The 15190-nt window shown below is 40.5% G+C and carries 10 protein-coding genes; 8 read left to right on the top strand and 2 right to left on the bottom strand.

The genetic code is table 11. The features are described 5' to 3' along the window. Positions 1-47 precede the first annotated feature (47 nt). A complete protein-coding gene (locus GHD25_RS04475) occupies positions 48-1742 on the top strand; it encodes a methyl-accepting chemotaxis protein (protein WP_164215177.1) in 1695 nt (564 codons plus the stop codon). Positions 1743-2189: 447 nt separating this feature from the next. Here the strand turns inward: GHD25_RS04475 and GHD25_RS04470 are convergent, their stop codons facing one another. Further along, positions 2190-2930, bottom strand: a complete 741-nt coding sequence (locus tag GHD25_RS04470) for an SDR family NAD(P)-dependent oxidoreductase (protein ID WP_164215176.1) — start codon at positions 2928-2930, stop codon at positions 2190-2192. Positions 2931-3292: 362 nt separating this feature from the next. Between GHD25_RS04470 and GHD25_RS04465 the strand changes: the two genes are divergently transcribed. From GHD25_RS04465 to GHD25_RS04445, 5 genes are all read left to right on the top strand, one after another. Further along, entirely contained in the window at positions 3293-4942 is a 1650-nt protein-coding gene (locus GHD25_RS04465) for a M20/M25/M40 family metallo-hydrolase (RefSeq protein ID WP_164215175.1), read from the top strand. A 69-nt stretch (positions 4943-5011) separates the two neighbouring features. Next, positions 5012-5593 carry a hypothetical protein gene (locus GHD25_RS04460; RefSeq protein ID WP_164215174.1) on the top strand — a complete coding sequence of 194 codons (582 nt, stop codon included), beginning with the start codon at positions 5012-5014 and terminating at the stop codon, positions 5591-5593. Between the two features lie 63 nt (positions 5594-5656). Further along, positions 5657-6592 (top strand): alpha/beta fold hydrolase, encoded by a 936-nt coding sequence (locus GHD25_RS04455; RefSeq protein ID WP_164215173.1) that lies wholly within the window; start codon positions 5657-5659, stop codon positions 6590-6592. Positions 6593-6997: 405 nt separating this feature from the next. Further along, positions 6998-7903, top strand: a complete 906-nt coding sequence (locus GHD25_RS04450; protein ID WP_164215172.1) for a serine hydrolase — start codon at positions 6998-7000, stop codon at positions 7901-7903. Between the two features lie 85 nt (positions 7904-7988). Next, positions 7989-9971 (top strand): FIMAH domain-containing protein, encoded by a 1983-nt coding sequence (locus GHD25_RS04445; protein WP_164215171.1) that lies wholly within the window; start codon positions 7989-7991, stop codon positions 9969-9971. 324 nt (positions 9972-10295) lie between these two features. On the opposite strand, the gene GHD25_RS04440 is transcribed toward GHD25_RS04445, so the two are convergent. Then, a complete protein-coding gene (locus tag GHD25_RS04440; RefSeq protein WP_164215170.1) occupies positions 10296-11882 on the bottom strand; it encodes an ABC transporter substrate-binding protein in 1587 nt (528 codons plus the stop codon). Between the two features lie 680 nt (positions 11883-12562). Between GHD25_RS04440 and GHD25_RS04435 the strand changes: the two genes are divergently transcribed. Together GHD25_RS04435 and GHD25_RS04430 are read left to right on the top strand one after the other, a co-directional pair. Then, the gene (locus GHD25_RS04435) at positions 12563-14149 is read left to right on the top strand and encodes an ABC transporter substrate-binding protein (RefSeq protein WP_164215169.1); all 1587 of its coding nucleotides are present in this window, start codon (positions 12563-12565) and stop codon (positions 14147-14149) included. 83 nt (positions 14150-14232) lie between these two features. Next, a complete protein-coding gene (locus tag GHD25_RS04430) occupies positions 14233-15183 on the top strand; it encodes an ABC transporter permease (RefSeq protein ID WP_164215168.1) in 951 nt (316 codons plus the stop codon). Positions 15184-15190 lie beyond the last annotated feature (7 nt).

The following is a 15190-nucleotide window of genomic DNA, read 5'->3' as shown; positions in this document are numbered from 1 at the left end:
TTTTAGCATAGCGGGGTTCCCCGTACAGCAGAGAGAGGATTTTAACAATGAAAAATCGATTTAAATTTAAGCGGATAAGAACGAAGATATTATTTGGATTTGGAATCGTACTTATACTGGCGATATTATTAAGTGCCTATAATATATTTTCTATGAATAAAACAAATAACGACCTTCAAAACCTGATAGATGAGGAAATTGCCCTCATGGTTGCCGATCAAAGGCTTGCCACCAATATGAATGAAAGAACAAGCTTATTGCGGGGCTTTTTATTGTTTGAAGATGAAGCTTATAAAGAGGAATTTGAAGCTGGTATCGAAGAAAGCGTCGAACTTGAAAACAGAGCGGCTGAGCTGAGTGAATCCGAAAAAATGCAGGAGTTCCTCGACATGAAAATTGAGTGGGGCACCCTCACTGATGAAGTCATGGAACTGTATGAAAATGGAAATACGGCCCAGGCACTGCGCATCATGGAAAATGAAGTAATGCCGCTGGGGAATCAGCTGACAGAGGGGTTTGAGCTTTTAGCAGCTGAAAGAGAAGCAGAGGTCAGAGAAATAGGGGACAGGATGATATCTACCAGTGAAATGCTGTTAACGATAGCCGCAATCGTATCCGGTTTGATGATTTTGCTGGCTGTATTTGTTGCGATCATCACTGCCAGAACGATTTCAAATCCAGTCCAGGCTGTGGTGGAGCGAATGAAGCTGATTACCGGTGGGGATCTATCACAGGAAGCACTGAAAACAAATTCCAGAGATGAGATAGGCCAGCTGATAGTTGCTGCAAATGATATGAACAAAGAGGTACGAAATTTATTAAATCAAATTAATGAAGTGTCAGACACGGTTAGTGCCCAAAGCGAGGAATTGACTCAATCCGCCAATGAAGTGAAGGAAGGGTCGGAACAAATTGCAACCACCATGCAGGAGCTGGCCTCCGGATCTGAAACCCAGGCAAACAGCTCAACCGAGTTGTCATCTGCCATGACAGCATTTGCATCGAACGTGCAGGAAGCAAATGCCAGCGGTGAAAAAATCAAAGATCATTCCGGTGCAGTATTGGAGATGACGGAGGAAGGCAGCCAGTTAATGAACAAATCCAATGCTCAGATGGAAAAGATCGATCAGATTGTGCAGGATGCAGTTCAGAAGGTGGAAGGACTGGATACACAATCTCAGGAGATTTCCACTTTGGTGTCTGTTATAAAGGATATTGCCGATCAGACGAATTTGTTAGCTTTAAATGCAGCGATTGAGGCTGCAAGAGCCGGAGAGCATGGAAAAGGTTTTGCCGTAGTTGCTGATGAAGTGAGGAAGCTGGCAGAACAAGTCGGTGATTCGGTTACCGATATCACCGGCATCGTGACAAATATTCAAAGTGAAACAAATGTGGTTACCGGTTCCCTGCAAAATGGATATAAAGAAGTGGAAAGCGGGATGGCACAAATTAAGGCAACCGGGGAGAAATTTGATGGTATCAGCACGGCAATTTCAGATGTCGTGGACAGCATCCAAACAGTTTCAGACAATCTATCTGAAGTGGCAGCAACCAGTCAGCAAATGAACAGTTCCATTCAGGAAATTGCTGCTATATCCGAGGAGTCCGCAGCAGGGGTGGAACAAACATCTGCAGCCTCCCAGCAGACAAGCAGTTCGATGGAAGAAGTGGCAGCAAGTGCGGATGATCTGGCCAGGTTGGCAGAGGATTTGAGCGGTCTCGTCCGGAAATTTAAGTTGTAGTATGGGTCAGCAGGCGGATGTAAGGAGGAAAAAATCTGATTTTGCCGATTATCTTGTTACTTTCCTGCAGATATAGGTGCACTAAGGTTGTCACCTAGAGACTTGATGGCAACCAAGTTCTCTGTTTCCCCGAAAACAGGAAGCATATTTTATTAATGCAGAAAAAATTAAATGTGGCTGGCAGAACAAACGCAGTTTTAATGGCGGTCAGGGATTGTGGTTTGTCTTGTATGTTAGTTAAGTAACTTATAATCTGGAAATGGAAAATTAAAAGGTGTTTTAATACTTACTGGAATAAAAGCAAGAAAAAGTAAATTAACTGAATAAACATGACGGTTAATTCAATGAGTAAATGATTAAAATTTCAAGTTTTCTTATGTAATAGAAGAACGCCAATCAAAATCAGATTGGCGTTCTCTATTTTCAGTTGGGGCTCCTTTAGTAAAATTACTTTGAGCCCCAGCCGCCATCTACTTTAATTACCTGGCCGGTTACAAAGTCCGATTCATCTGAGGAAAGATAGAGCACCATGCTGGCTATTTCTTCCGGTTTACCAAGCCTTCCCGCCGGGGTGGCATCAGTGAATTCTTTTGTTACTTCAGGCGGGTTATTTGCCAGGATTGGTGTTTCGATAATGCCGGGCGATACTACATTGATTTGAATATTTTTCGGGGCGTATTCTACAGCTGCCTGGCGTGACATGGCTATGACGCCGCCCTTGGATGCTGAATAGCTGGGCAGTCCGGTTAAACCTACATGTGCTGCCAGCGAACCGATATTTACAATCTTTCCCGATTCATTTTTCACAAACTCCGGCAGTACTGTTTTCATGCCAAAGAAAGTCCCTTTTAAGTTGATATTAATCATATTGTCGAAGTCGTTCTCTTCCAAGTCCACGATGTCAACTGCCTCGGATATCCCTGCAATATTGCATAATACATCGACCGAACCAAATTCGCTAATCGCCTTTTCCTTCGCTTCTTTCCAGCTGTCCAATTGGGTTACATCCAAATGAACGCCTATCGCTGTACCGCCATCGTCCTGAATGGCCTTTGCACTTTCCTCGGCACCTTTAATGTCGGCACAAATAACTTTTGCCCCGTTTTCAGCAAATTGCTGTGCAACTGTTTTTCCAATGCCGGAACCTGCACCGGTAACAATAACGGATTTATTTTTTACTTTTGACATGAAAACACTCCTTTAAATATAGTTTGAGATTTGTATCTAGAGTGGGATATAACCGTGGTTAATTTGATGTGTGGTACTGCATTTATTGGTTTAGCGCTAAACAGGCATATTTATCCTCTCGTGATGGAGATGAATTTCATCCAGGTTATATATAAATAAGCTTGCGTACCCACACTAAGTCGTATTCCCTTTATTGGAGTTGTATAACATGGATTTTTAAAAAGCAGTTATCCTACTTAGACCACTTTAGCAGCAGTTCGCCATCTATTGAGGAAATTCAACGAAAGTAAAATTGGCTCATCAAACACTTATATTATAAAATGAATAAAGATATACATTTTTCTAAAAAAAGGGGGACGCTTATGCTGCCAAGTCGATATGAGGTGCTGGAACTAACCAAACAGCTTGTTCAAATTGAAAGCATTGTGAATACGAATGGGGAAAAAACGCTGGCTGAATCATTGCATGCCAAAATTCGTGACTTATCCTATTTTAAACAGCATCCAACACAGGTAAAACTTGCCCGGACCATGGATGACGAACGGGAACGATACAATGTAATGGCTTTTGTCAAAGGGACAAAAGGAGAAAGTAAGCGGACAGTAATCCTGATGGGGCATTTGGATACTGTCGGAACGGATGATTTCAGCCATTTAAAGGAATGGGCGACCGCTCCTGATGAATTAATGGCGCGGCTGTCGGATGAAGAACTGCCGGCTGCAGAAAAAGAACATCTCACTTCTGGTGACTGGCTCTTTGGACGGGGTGTGCTTGATATGAAAAGCGGTCTGGCAAGCAATTTGTATCTTTTAACATATTATAGTAAGCACCCGGAAAAGCTGGATGGCAGCCTTGTTTTTCTTGCCGAATGTGATGAGGAGGATGGCTCCCATGGTATTCTGTCTGCATTGGATGTTTTGAGGGAATGGAAAAAGGAACATGGTTTCCGCTATATTGCGGCGATTAATGCCGACTTTGTTTCCCCCGATAATGAAGAGGATCCAAACCGGTATGTCTACAAAGGAACTATCGGCAAACTCCTGCCGACCTTTTTCGTCACAGGTGCAGAAACCCATGTCGGCTCCCCTTTCGAAGGACTGGATCCCAATTACATTATCGCGGAACTGACAAAGCAGATCAGTTATAATCCGGATCTCAGCGATGAAGCTTACGGAGAAGCGACGGTTCCTCCGGTTGCCCTGAAACAGGCGGATATGAAGCCGAATTACACGGTGCAGACAGCTTTATCCGCTTTTGCCTACTTTAATTTCTTTGTGCATGCATGGTCCCCAAAAGAAGTGCTGGGTAAATTAAAAGCACATGCTTTTGCCGCTTTTCAGAATGCATTATATCAACTGGAAAAGCACTATCGGGCCTATGGCGCCCTAAGCGGGAAAAAATACGAAGGTCTTCCCTGGCAGCCGAAAGTGCTTACGTATGAAGAAATGGAAGAACAGCTGATCAAGGAACATGGGGATTCCTATATAAAACATATGGAGGAGTTCAAACGTAATCTTTTGGAAGACACGACACTTGATACAAGGATTTTTGCTGTAAAAGTTGTGGAGGAAGCATGGGAATGGATGACAGATAAAAGTCCTGCCATCATCGTGTTCTACTCTTCTTTGTATTCGCCGAGCGTAGTAACAGAAGGAGAGACAGAGGATAGCAGGGCATTAATTGCAGCACTTGATGAAGCAATCGGGGAAATACAGCCTGGTTATGCGCATCCAATTGTAACGAGACACTTTTTTCCGCACATTTCCGATATGAGTTTTATTGCAATTCATGATGACGATGATGATATTCAGAAGGCAGCCGCCAACAATCCTGCATGGGGAACAAAACATTATGTTGATTATGGCGCTGTACGGGAATTGAATGTACCGGTGATCAACATTGGCCCTTACGGCATTGACGCACATAAACGTTTTGAGCGAACGGAAATGACGTATTCTTTTGAGATTGTGCCTAATTTGACGGGGAAAGTAATTGGGAGATTGTTGGGGTGAGTTGTGTCAGATAATAATAAGTTATAGATTAATCAGCCCTGTTACAAATGTAATAAGGAAGTGTAGAATATGAAACTTTATGAGATGTTTATAAAAAGTAAAGAAGCTGGCAGAAGTCTTAATTTTGAAAACTTGACCAAAGAAGAATTAAAAACATTATTTATAGATGAATCAATATCCGATGCCCGTATTGCATCTCTTTTTGAAGTAAAACCCTCACGAGTTACTTATCTGAGAAGGAAATATGGAATTACTATTAAAAATTCATTAATAGATCAGTTTTTAAGTCCTCAATCAGATATAGCGGAAAAATATAATAAGGAAATGAAAGGGGTTACGCTTACGAAAGAAAATATCAATAAGATATCAAAAGCATTAACCCACTTTGCTTTTAGAAATGGTCCGATAGAAGATATGCATGCAGATCCAGAAAAAAACATTACAGATGATGATATGATGAAATTAAATAAATATATGGTCAATAGAATGGCATATGTTTTCACTTTAATAATTGAAGAGAAATGGGGAGAACTCAATTTTTTAGTAGAGCAAATGGATTTGATGTTTGGTAAAGAGTGGGATAACGCTATACCAGATGATGGTGGGAATAATGAGCAATTTATAAAGTTTATTGAACAATTGACGAATTAATGATTAGTTTTAGTTTGTCTTACAAAAGCAGAGCTTAACATTATAAAGAAGGAGGAATTTTTGATGGCAATACAAGAAATAAGCTTCAAATCTTTTAATGAAAAGGATAATCTGAAAGGATGGATTTACACACCAATCCGCAAGCCCCGAGGCATCGTGCAGCTCGTCCATGGTTTTGGCGAGCATTCGCGCAGGTATTTACATATGATTTTAAAGCTGAATGAGGCAGGGTTTATCGTGGCGGCTGATGATCATGTCGGACACGGTAAGACGGCATATGACTCCGGGAATTGGAGTGACTGGGGCGATAAGGGCTATATGACTATGGCTGAGGATGAGCATACGCTAAGAGATATCGTTCAGAAGAAATACGCTGATTTACCGTATTTTATGTTTGGCCATAGTATGGGATCGATGATTGCAAGGGGTTACGCCGCTAAATACGGTGAAGGAATGGACGGATTGGTTTTATGCGGCACTTCCGGTAAATTTCCCGGAGCGGAAGAACTTAAAGCAGCGCTGAAAAAACTGATTGATGAAGGCAGGGGGGAAGAAGAGGATCCGAAACAATTGGAAAAACTTTTTGGGTGGATGACCCGGCGCATTAAAAATTCTGAGACGGGCAATGACTGGATCAGCGGTGACCCCGATATTGTAGCGGACCATGCAAATGATCCGTTCAATAACTTTACCTCAGTGCCTAACACACGCTCACTGTACTATTTCACGATGATGATGGAAGAGATTGTCGGTACTGCATGGGCGGAAAAGGTTCCTGCATCCATTCCCGTATACAATATTGCCGGGGACCAGGACCCAGTTGGTCAGTACGGTGAAGGTGTTTATGCTGTATCAAACTGGCTGGCAGAAACAGGGAATCAGGTGAAAACGAAAGTATACCCGGGTTATAGGCATGAGATCCATAACTACCGGGACATCAGGGACGAAGTGGTGGACGGAATTATTGCATTTTTGGATGGGGTTATACAGGGTAAGTGAACAAATAAATAGGTGAAATTGCTTTGGGGTAATGAAGCGGCATGGAGACAGTAGTTTGGTTTCTGTGCCGTTTTTTGTCTTACCGTAAAGATATTAAGTATGTTAATAAGTTTTCTGGTTGGTTATTAATAGGGGAGTAAATTATAAATTTTGATTAAAATATCTCTGAAATTACGTAAATAGGCTATATACATAGGACGTAGTTCGTATCAGAATTAAGTAGTTTGGGGAAAATTGCCTTTTACAAAATATTAATAATAGTAATTATTCATCATTTTTATAAAATTTTAACAATTAAAAACCCTATTCTGCTATACTTGTCCATAAACAATTTTTAACTTTGAAATATGGAGGTGAACTTTTTATACAGTAAAAATAGTTTTTCTATAAAAAAGGAGGTTTAGCATGATGAAATTTATTCGGCGGTTTGGTTTGGTAGCTTTTACTTTTGTAATGGTGGCGGGTTTGTTTACGTTTACCTCAATGGAAAATGGACAGGCAGACACAGACTCTTTTTCCGGATTGAAAAAGGAAGTACAAAGAATTGTGGAGGAAGCTGATACAGATGGGACTATCGGTGTATTTATTGATACCGGTGAAGGGATTATTAATATGAATGAAAAGGAGGTCATGTCTTCGGCCAGTGTGATCAAGGTTCCTATTTTGGCTGAAGCTATCAGACAGGCTGAAAGAGGAGACCTGATCTGGGAGGATGAAGTGCTTGTCCAGGAGTCGGATGCTGTTGGCGGCAGTGGAGTGATACGAGATATGGATCTGCCGGTGCATATGACTGTCCGTGAGTTGGCGGAGCTAATGATGACTGTTTCCGACAATACTGCTACAAATATGATTGCTGAAAGGGTGGGATTTGACCAAGTCAATTGGACTTGTATTGAGCTTGGGTGTGAAGACACAGTCATGCAGAATTCTATCTATACATCCATGCCGCAGGACAGAGGACCGCATAATTATACCAATGCGAAAGATATGGCGACAGTGGTTTCAGGGGTCATAAATGAAGATATTTTTTCTTCGGAAGGTAAAGAAGAATTTTTAAGAATTATGAGGGAAGTCCCGGATGGCAGGCTTACTGGCTATAAAGATCCAGAAATTCACGGAGATATTCAGACTGGCCGCAAGGGAGGATCAACAGCAAGTCCACGAGTACTTCATGATGTGGCTGTTTTTACACTTGGGGATAAAGAGATTTACGCTGCTGTCCTTACGCATAATGTAGTTCCTAATACCGCAACTCCCACAATTTCTGAGATCGGCAAAGAGATCATGGATTATATGGTAGAGAACTATTGATCAGAGGTACTGGGTCTAAAAGCCGATAGATATTTACTGAATCAATTAATCTAGCATTGAAATAATTATGGGAGGGCTGGTTAAAATGTCTAAATTGATGAATAGGATAACAATTATATCAATTGCTATTTTGCTGTTGTCAGGTATGTTTTTACAAATGCCTGCTGAACAAATTCAAGCAAATAATCAGGAAGTTGAAACTGAGCTGATTGATTTCGTTCCTTCTTGGGTGAAGGAAGGCGGCAGATCCGAAATGTTAAAGAGGATGGTCGATCCTGAACTGCGGCTGCAGATTAGGGAAGAAATTGATGAAATCGTAAATGAAAGGGTGGAGAGTCCATCGGATATTCGTTTTCCGGAATTAGGGGATACTTTGGAAGACTGGATGGGAGATTTCGACCGGGAGACAAATTTTGAATATGATATCGAACAAGGACAGGCTCTCTGGAGTTTTGTTAATTTAGATTACAATAACGGCAATACGGTCCATGTGGATGAGTTTACCGTGGAGGATTTGGATGAAGAAACAATTGCTTTCTCCTATGACTTTACAGGCGAAGATGGGGATTCATGGGACCCGGAAGCCTTTGGTGATGATCTATTTGTATACCCAAGGAATCCGGATGCCGTCAGATACAGTATCGAAAACAATACCGGTAAGATGGAAGTAGAAGAGAGAAGGAATGGAACAGCCAGCAGTTATGGGAAATTAACTCCAATTATGGAGGATTTAGACAACAGTGAGGTTCGGATGCGTTTTCGGGTAGATGAATTAGGAAGTACGCAATGGTTAAGGGTATGGGTGCAATCCGATCAATTTGGTTCCGGCAGTTCATTTGCCCGGAATGGTTATGGTATTGCATTACATTTAGGAAATGACGAATTGGCTCTGCAAAGAAGAGAAGACAGCAGTACTACCAAGCTGGAAGGCGTTCCGGCTAATATGACCACGGATTGGCATTGGTTGAAATTACGTGCTTCAGAAGGTAAAGTGGCGGTTAGTCTATGGAATGATAACGAAGAAGAACCTGAGGAATGGGACATTGAATATGATATTCCTGAAGTTCAGAAAAAATCAATGTTAAGTTTTGCTAATCTTGATGCAGATGAGGAAAGTGTATTCTATATTGATGATATTAGCATAGAGTCGCCAGAGAACGAATCTATCTTTGAATATGACTTTAGTGGTGATGATGGGGCTGATTGGGATATGGATGCATTTGATCAACTTTACTCATTTCCAGCATCCGACAATCCAGACGGTGTAAAGTACAGTATACAGGATAATACCGGAAAGGTTGAGTTGGGAAAACAGCAAAACGATTTAAGTGCCTCTTACGGTAAAGTAATACCGATGATGAAAAATCCGATGGATAGCAGTATGCTAATGCGCTTCCGCACTGACGGAGCTGAAAATAATCAATGGATGAGAGCCTTTATTCGTGCTGATGAATTCTTGGATGGAAATTCATCACCGAAAAACGGCTATGGTATGGAGTTGAATTTTAATACAAACCAATTAAAATTATTTGGAATGGAAAATAAAAATACTTTCCATTTAGACAGTATTAATGTCAACATGACTACGGATTGGCATTGGTTAAGACTGCACATTAATGAAGATGAATTAGCTGTCCGTCTCTGGGAAGATGGTAAAAATGAACCTGGAGAATGGGATTTGGTTCAGGAAATTAGTGAAAATGTATCAGCTGGTGAATCCATTATACGGCTACTGCACTTGAGAGGTAATTTAGATACGATTTATACCCCGAGTGACGATCCGGATGATCCAGATCCAATTGAATATACTATCGATTTAATGAAGACACAGGTTGAAGAATTTTTGGATGTAGGAGAGATTAATAGTGATGAGGCTGCCAGGCATTTACTCACTCATTTAACCGCGATAGAACAATACGAAGGAATAGGTTCCATGGATAAGGCTGTCAAACATATGGAAAGCTTTAAATCCTTGTTGGAACATCAGAAAGAAAATGAGCTGATTTCTCCGACTGTTTATGATGAACTAAAAGCTGGTGCTGATGACTTAATTGAACAATGGGAATAAAGATTTATGCTATCGTTCCCAGAGGTTAGACTTTGTGTGATAGAACATCATGAAGACAATTTGATAAAACTGAATAAAAAACATATGTGGCACTTGATATTTACCCAGGATTAGTCATAAATACTTGGATGAAGTCAAGTCAATTACCATCACCCTGTAACAAGGTACGCACAGGGTGATGGTTTTCTATTTAGTTTGTAATCCAATGGAAGAGCCGCATTGAGAAGTACTAATAAAATGTCGGATATTCTTTAACTGTACAGCAGTCCTGCATATTGGAAAAGAAAGCTCCATCATAATTGTTTTAACTTAAAGAAAATTTTACTATTCATTCACCCTGGTATTCCAAAGCATTGCCCCCATTTGTCCGACAGTAAATCCTTCTACATTTTCCGAAATAGCGTATATACTGGAGAATGTACCTAATTTTGTGATCGGTAAAAACTCTGTCCAGGCATACTCCTGCAATTCATCCCAGTAAACTTTTGCTTCTTCCTGGGATGGAGAGGTGCGTATTTTGCCAAGTAATTCTCTAACTGTGGGGTCCTCAACACCGCCAGCAAAATCCGGGTTTATCTGCAGCAGCTGAGTAGGATCGGATTTAAATGGAAAGGCATTGACGAATAAATCCCATGCTTCCGGATCTTCACGCCGGTCCACGATGGTTGGCCAGTCATAAACTTCCAAACTGGTATTTATCCCAATCTGTTCCAGTTGCTCACTGATAACTACAGATGCATTATAATAATGCTCATAATCCCGAGTCGTCATGATAATTATTTCCTCTCCATCATAACCTGCTTCATCAAAAAGTTGTTTGGCCGTTTCCGGATCATTCTGATTATACATTTCACTTCCTGCGTCACTTGCCCAGTGTCTGATATCTTTACTCATATAACCGGAGTCAGATAAGTATAGTTCTTCATCAGAAAAGGATGCTTGTAAAATATCATCAATATTGATGGCTGCATTAACTGCTTCTCTCATTTTAACATCTTCCATAAGACCTCCCCGTTTATTGTAAATTAAATCCATATTGGATGTATATACGGGTTCAAGATTTATATTTGGATTCTCGGCTAATTGGTCATAATTTTCAAAAGCAATGGCAAAGGCAATATCATACTCTCCTGACTGAATCCCCGCTACTCTCGTGGAGGCGTCTGTTACAATATCAAAATAAATATCTTTAACAAGTGCTTCTTTTTTTCCGCCCAGCCCATCTGCAGGTTCATCTACAGGCTGGTAATCATCAAATTTTGTAAAATGGACATAGCTGTCCTGCGCCCATTCCACAAATTCATATGGTCCGGTTCCAATAAGTTCTTTTACCCCTTCAGGATCTGCTTCATCAATAATTTCTTTCGGCATAATGGCGGCAAATTGTTCTTTTGAGGCAAGGACATCCAATGCAATTGAGGATGATTCCTCCAACTCTAAAACAACGGTGTATTCATCAATTTCTTCAAACGCGGCATCGCCAAATGCTTCATTTGCTACAGCGGAAAGTTCGAGCCAGCGGTTCATGGAAGCAACCACATCTTCGGCTGTCATTTCTTCTCCATTATGAAAAGTAACCCCTTCTCTTAAATGAAAAGTAAATATTTTGTTTTCATCACTTTGTTCTACAGATTCCGCAAGCATGGGTATGGGCTGATAATCAAAGTCTACAGTTAAAAGTGTTTCGAAAGCTATTCTGCTCATATCACTTGTTACTCCTGCTGTCGTCATATGCGGATCAAGCGTTGGCGGTTGCGCGTTATGAGCCACTCTTAAATCCCCGCTTACAGTATTGTCTCCACTTCCGGCCTCCCCTTCTGCCGGCTCTGAATCTGAGTTACACCCGGATATAATCAGTAAAGAAATGCTTATAATTACAATTGCCCACCATTGTATTCTTCTACGCTTCAATGATAATTCCCCCTTCTTTTGGTGTTGACCATAATTTGCAAAAAATTTTGAAAACAAGTTTCGAACAACTGCCTTTATCAAGAATACTAGTCAAACTGAACTTGGTTAATGTGATTTATATTGTAATAGTCACTTATAAAAATGTGCAAAAGAATTTACACTTGGATAGCTGGTTATATGATCACCTCCCTAGCGTTTTTTACCGGCAAAATAAAAAAATATATTAAAAACTTATATTGGCCGCATTTTTATTGTCGGTAAATTTACAATTATTTCCCCCAATTTAAAAATATTTGATATCTAATATATAGCATTGTTTTTTATAAATCAATCAATATTTAATAAATTTAGAATAAAGTCAGCAGGTAAGTTTTACGGGGGTTGGAATATGGATACTGATACCAATGCCTTTTATATGATTTTTTCTTTCCAAATGATAAGGAAAAGAACCGCATTTCCAGTAAAAATTATTTCAAATATTTCTTCTTGTAAAGTGAATTTTGTGTGTTATAATATTTCTAACAGTTTTCGCCCTTTCCAATATTAAGATTAAAGATGTATTAGTACTTAGGTTAATCCTGAAATTTTTATAAATTATACCAATGAAAATGTAAGGGTTTTCCAAGGGAAAAGGAGGTTTATTTGAATACTTATCAAAAAATAAATAAGGGGGATTTTTAGTGAAATTAAAAAGAAGTTTTCTTGCTTTATTTCTTTTTGCTGCATTAGCATTTCTGTTTGCTGCCTGTGATGGCGGAGAAGAAACTGATGCCGATGGATCCGGTGAATCAGAAGGGACAGAAGGGTCCCAAACTGGCGGTACATTAAACATTGCGCTTAATGCACAGCCGCCGACACTTGATCCTGTGGTTACTACATCAACAGCTTCAAGAGATACAGCACGTATGATGTTTGAAAGTTTGCTTGTATTAAACTCAGAATATGAGCCGACGCCGCTTCTGGCAGAAGAGGTAGAGAATGATAATAATCAGAATTTTACCTTCCATTTAAGAGAAGGAATTATGTTTCACAATGGAGAAGAAATGACGGCGGAAGATGTAGTGGCTTCCATGAATCGATGGAAAGAAAATGAAAATCAGGCAAGTGAAATCATTGGGGATAACGAATTTGAAGAGGTGGATGAGTATACTGTTTCCCTGGAACTGGATGAACCTTCCTCGCTGATTATGGGGATCATGGCAATTGCCGGTCAATTCGGGGCTATTATGCCAAAAGATATTGCCGAGAATGCAGGTCCGGACGGTGTTACAGAATATGTAGGTACAGGTCCGTACGAATTTGTTGAATGGGCACAGGATAACTACATTCATTTTCAAAGATTTGAGGATTATCAGCCGCTTGACGAAGAACCGGATGGTTTGGCAGGTGCAAGAACAGCCCCTGTAGATGAAATTTACTTTTATATTGCTCCGGATTCTTCCACAAGACTGGCAGGTATACAGTCCGGAGAATATGATTTAGCTTATCAGCTGCCATTTGACAGTTATCAGCAATTGATGGAAACAGATTTAAAGGTTGAACCGTCGTTAGCAGGTGATATGATTCTGCAATACAATTCTGCTGATGGATTATTTTCAGATCCTAAGATGAGGCAAGCTGTAAATGCTGCTTTGAATATTGATGAAATACTGCAGGCATCACTGGTAGATCCGGAGATATATACCATGGGTGCCAACCTGATGGAAGATGAGAATGTGCAGTGGGCAACGGATGCTGGAGAAGAATATTACAACCAGAACGATGAAGAGCTGGCAAGGCAATTGCTGGATGAAGCGGGTTATGACGGAGAGGAAGTAAAAATAGTTACAACACGGGATTATCAGCATTATTATGATTCGTCTGTAGTGATCCAGGAACAATTGGAAAATTTGGGGATGAATGTATCCCTGGAAGTATACGACTGGCCATCCCTTACTGATTTAGTTCAGGATGAATCTGCCTGGCATATGCGGGTAAATGGATATACTTTCAGACCGAACCCTACGCAAGTGCTGTATCTTCAGCCAACAACTGCAGGGGTAGGTCAGGATGATCGTGCTGATGAATTAATGGATAGCATTGCAGAAGCCGATACGGAGGAAGAAGCGAGAGCAAGCTGGGAAGAAATGCAGGAATATGTATGGTCAGAGTACCTGCCCGGAACGAAATTGGGAAGATATAGCCACTTATACGTAATGGCTGATTATGTTGATGGATTTGTATATTCAAATGGCGGGATTTTCTGGAATATCTCAGTAAATAAGTAAGCATGATTACTCTCCTGAGCAACCCTCTTAGGAGAGTAATCTATTATTAGTTCATTATTTATATAGTCAACGGAGGTTAGCACATGCTTAGTTACATTATGAAAAGAATTCTTTCAGCCATACCGGTATTATTGGTTGTTTCTATCGTCATTTTTTTAATTATACATATAACACCCGGCAATCCTGCTTCCGTAATATTGGGGGAAGAGGCTACTCCGGAACAAATTGCTGAACTTGAAGAAAGTTTAGGACTTAATTTGCCGATCCATCAGCAATATTTCAGCTGGATTGCCGGGGTTTTCCAGGGAGATCTGGGCACCTCTTATTTTATGAAAGCCCCGGTTACGGAGTCAATTGCCAATAGTATAGTCCCTACAATCTCACTGGCAATTTTTGCTCAAATCATTGCCCTCCTGATTGCTATTCCCATTGGTGTTCTTGCTGCCAATAAAAGAGGTTCATTTGCAGATTCATCCATGATGGTTTTTGCTTTACTGGGCATGTCCATACCAAGTTTTCTGCTGGCATTATTGTTGGTGCTGTTATTTGGCGTGCAGCTGGGCTGGCTGCCGGTGGCGGGTTTCAGACCGCTGTCGGAAGGTTTGCTGATCCATTTACAATACCTTATTTTACCTGCCATATCCCTTGGGGCTATTCAGGCTGCACTTATTGCAAGAATGACCCGCTCATCGATCCTCGAAGTATTAAATATGAACTATATCAAATCTGCACGTGCCAAAGGTGTGAAAAACTTCAGTTTAATACTCAAGCATGCGTTTAGAAATGCGCTTCTGCCGATTTTAACAGTAGTCGGTCAAACTTTTGGAACGCTAATTACAGGTGCGGTAGTTGTTGAAACTGTATTTAATATCCCCGGGATTGGACAGTTAGTTATTAATTCCATTGAGCGGAGGGACTTTGCAGTTATTCAAGGTGTGGTTTTGTTTATTACAGTCCTGTATATTTTCCTGAATTTAATAATCGACATATTGTATGGAATGATTGACCCCAGAGTTCGTCTGGATCGCAAATAGAGGGGGA

The organism is Virgibacillus aidingensis (assembly GCF_010994035.1).
In the GTDB taxonomy this organism is placed as follows: domain Bacteria; phylum Bacillota; class Bacilli; order Bacillales; family Amphibacillaceae; genus Virgibacillus_N.
Note: the sequence above shows the minus strand (reverse complement) of the source record. Positions and strands in the feature narration are given on the sequence as shown.

Excerpts from the sequence above, each read along its gene's own strand:
- GHD25_RS04460 (WP_164215174.1), top strand. The coding sequence starts at position 5,012 with ATGAAACTTTATGAGATGTTTATAAAAAGTAAAGAAGCTGGCAGAAGT.
- GHD25_RS04475 (WP_164215177.1), top strand. The coding sequence starts at position 48 with ATGAAAAATCGATTTAAATTTAAGCGGATAAGAACGAAGATATTATTT.
- GHD25_RS04430 (WP_164215168.1), top strand. The coding sequence starts at position 14,233 with ATGCTTAGTTACATTATGAAAAGAATTCTTTCAGCCATACCGGTATTA.
- GHD25_RS04450 (WP_164215172.1), top strand. The coding sequence starts at position 6,998 with ATGATGAAATTTATTCGGCGGTTTGGTTTGGTAGCTTTTACTTTTGTA.
- GHD25_RS04445 (WP_164215171.1), top strand. The coding sequence starts at position 7,989 with ATGTCTAAATTGATGAATAGGATAACAATTATATCAATTGCTATTTTG.
- GHD25_RS04465 (WP_164215175.1), top strand. The coding sequence starts at position 3,293 with ATGCTGCCAAGTCGATATGAGGTGCTGGAACTAACCAAACAGCTTGTT.
- GHD25_RS04470 (WP_164215176.1), bottom strand. The coding sequence starts at position 2,930 with ATGTCAAAAGTAAAAAATAAATCCGTTATTGTTACCGGTGCAGGTTCC.
- GHD25_RS04455 (WP_164215173.1), top strand. The coding sequence starts at position 5,657 with ATGGCAATACAAGAAATAAGCTTCAAATCTTTTAATGAAAAGGATAAT.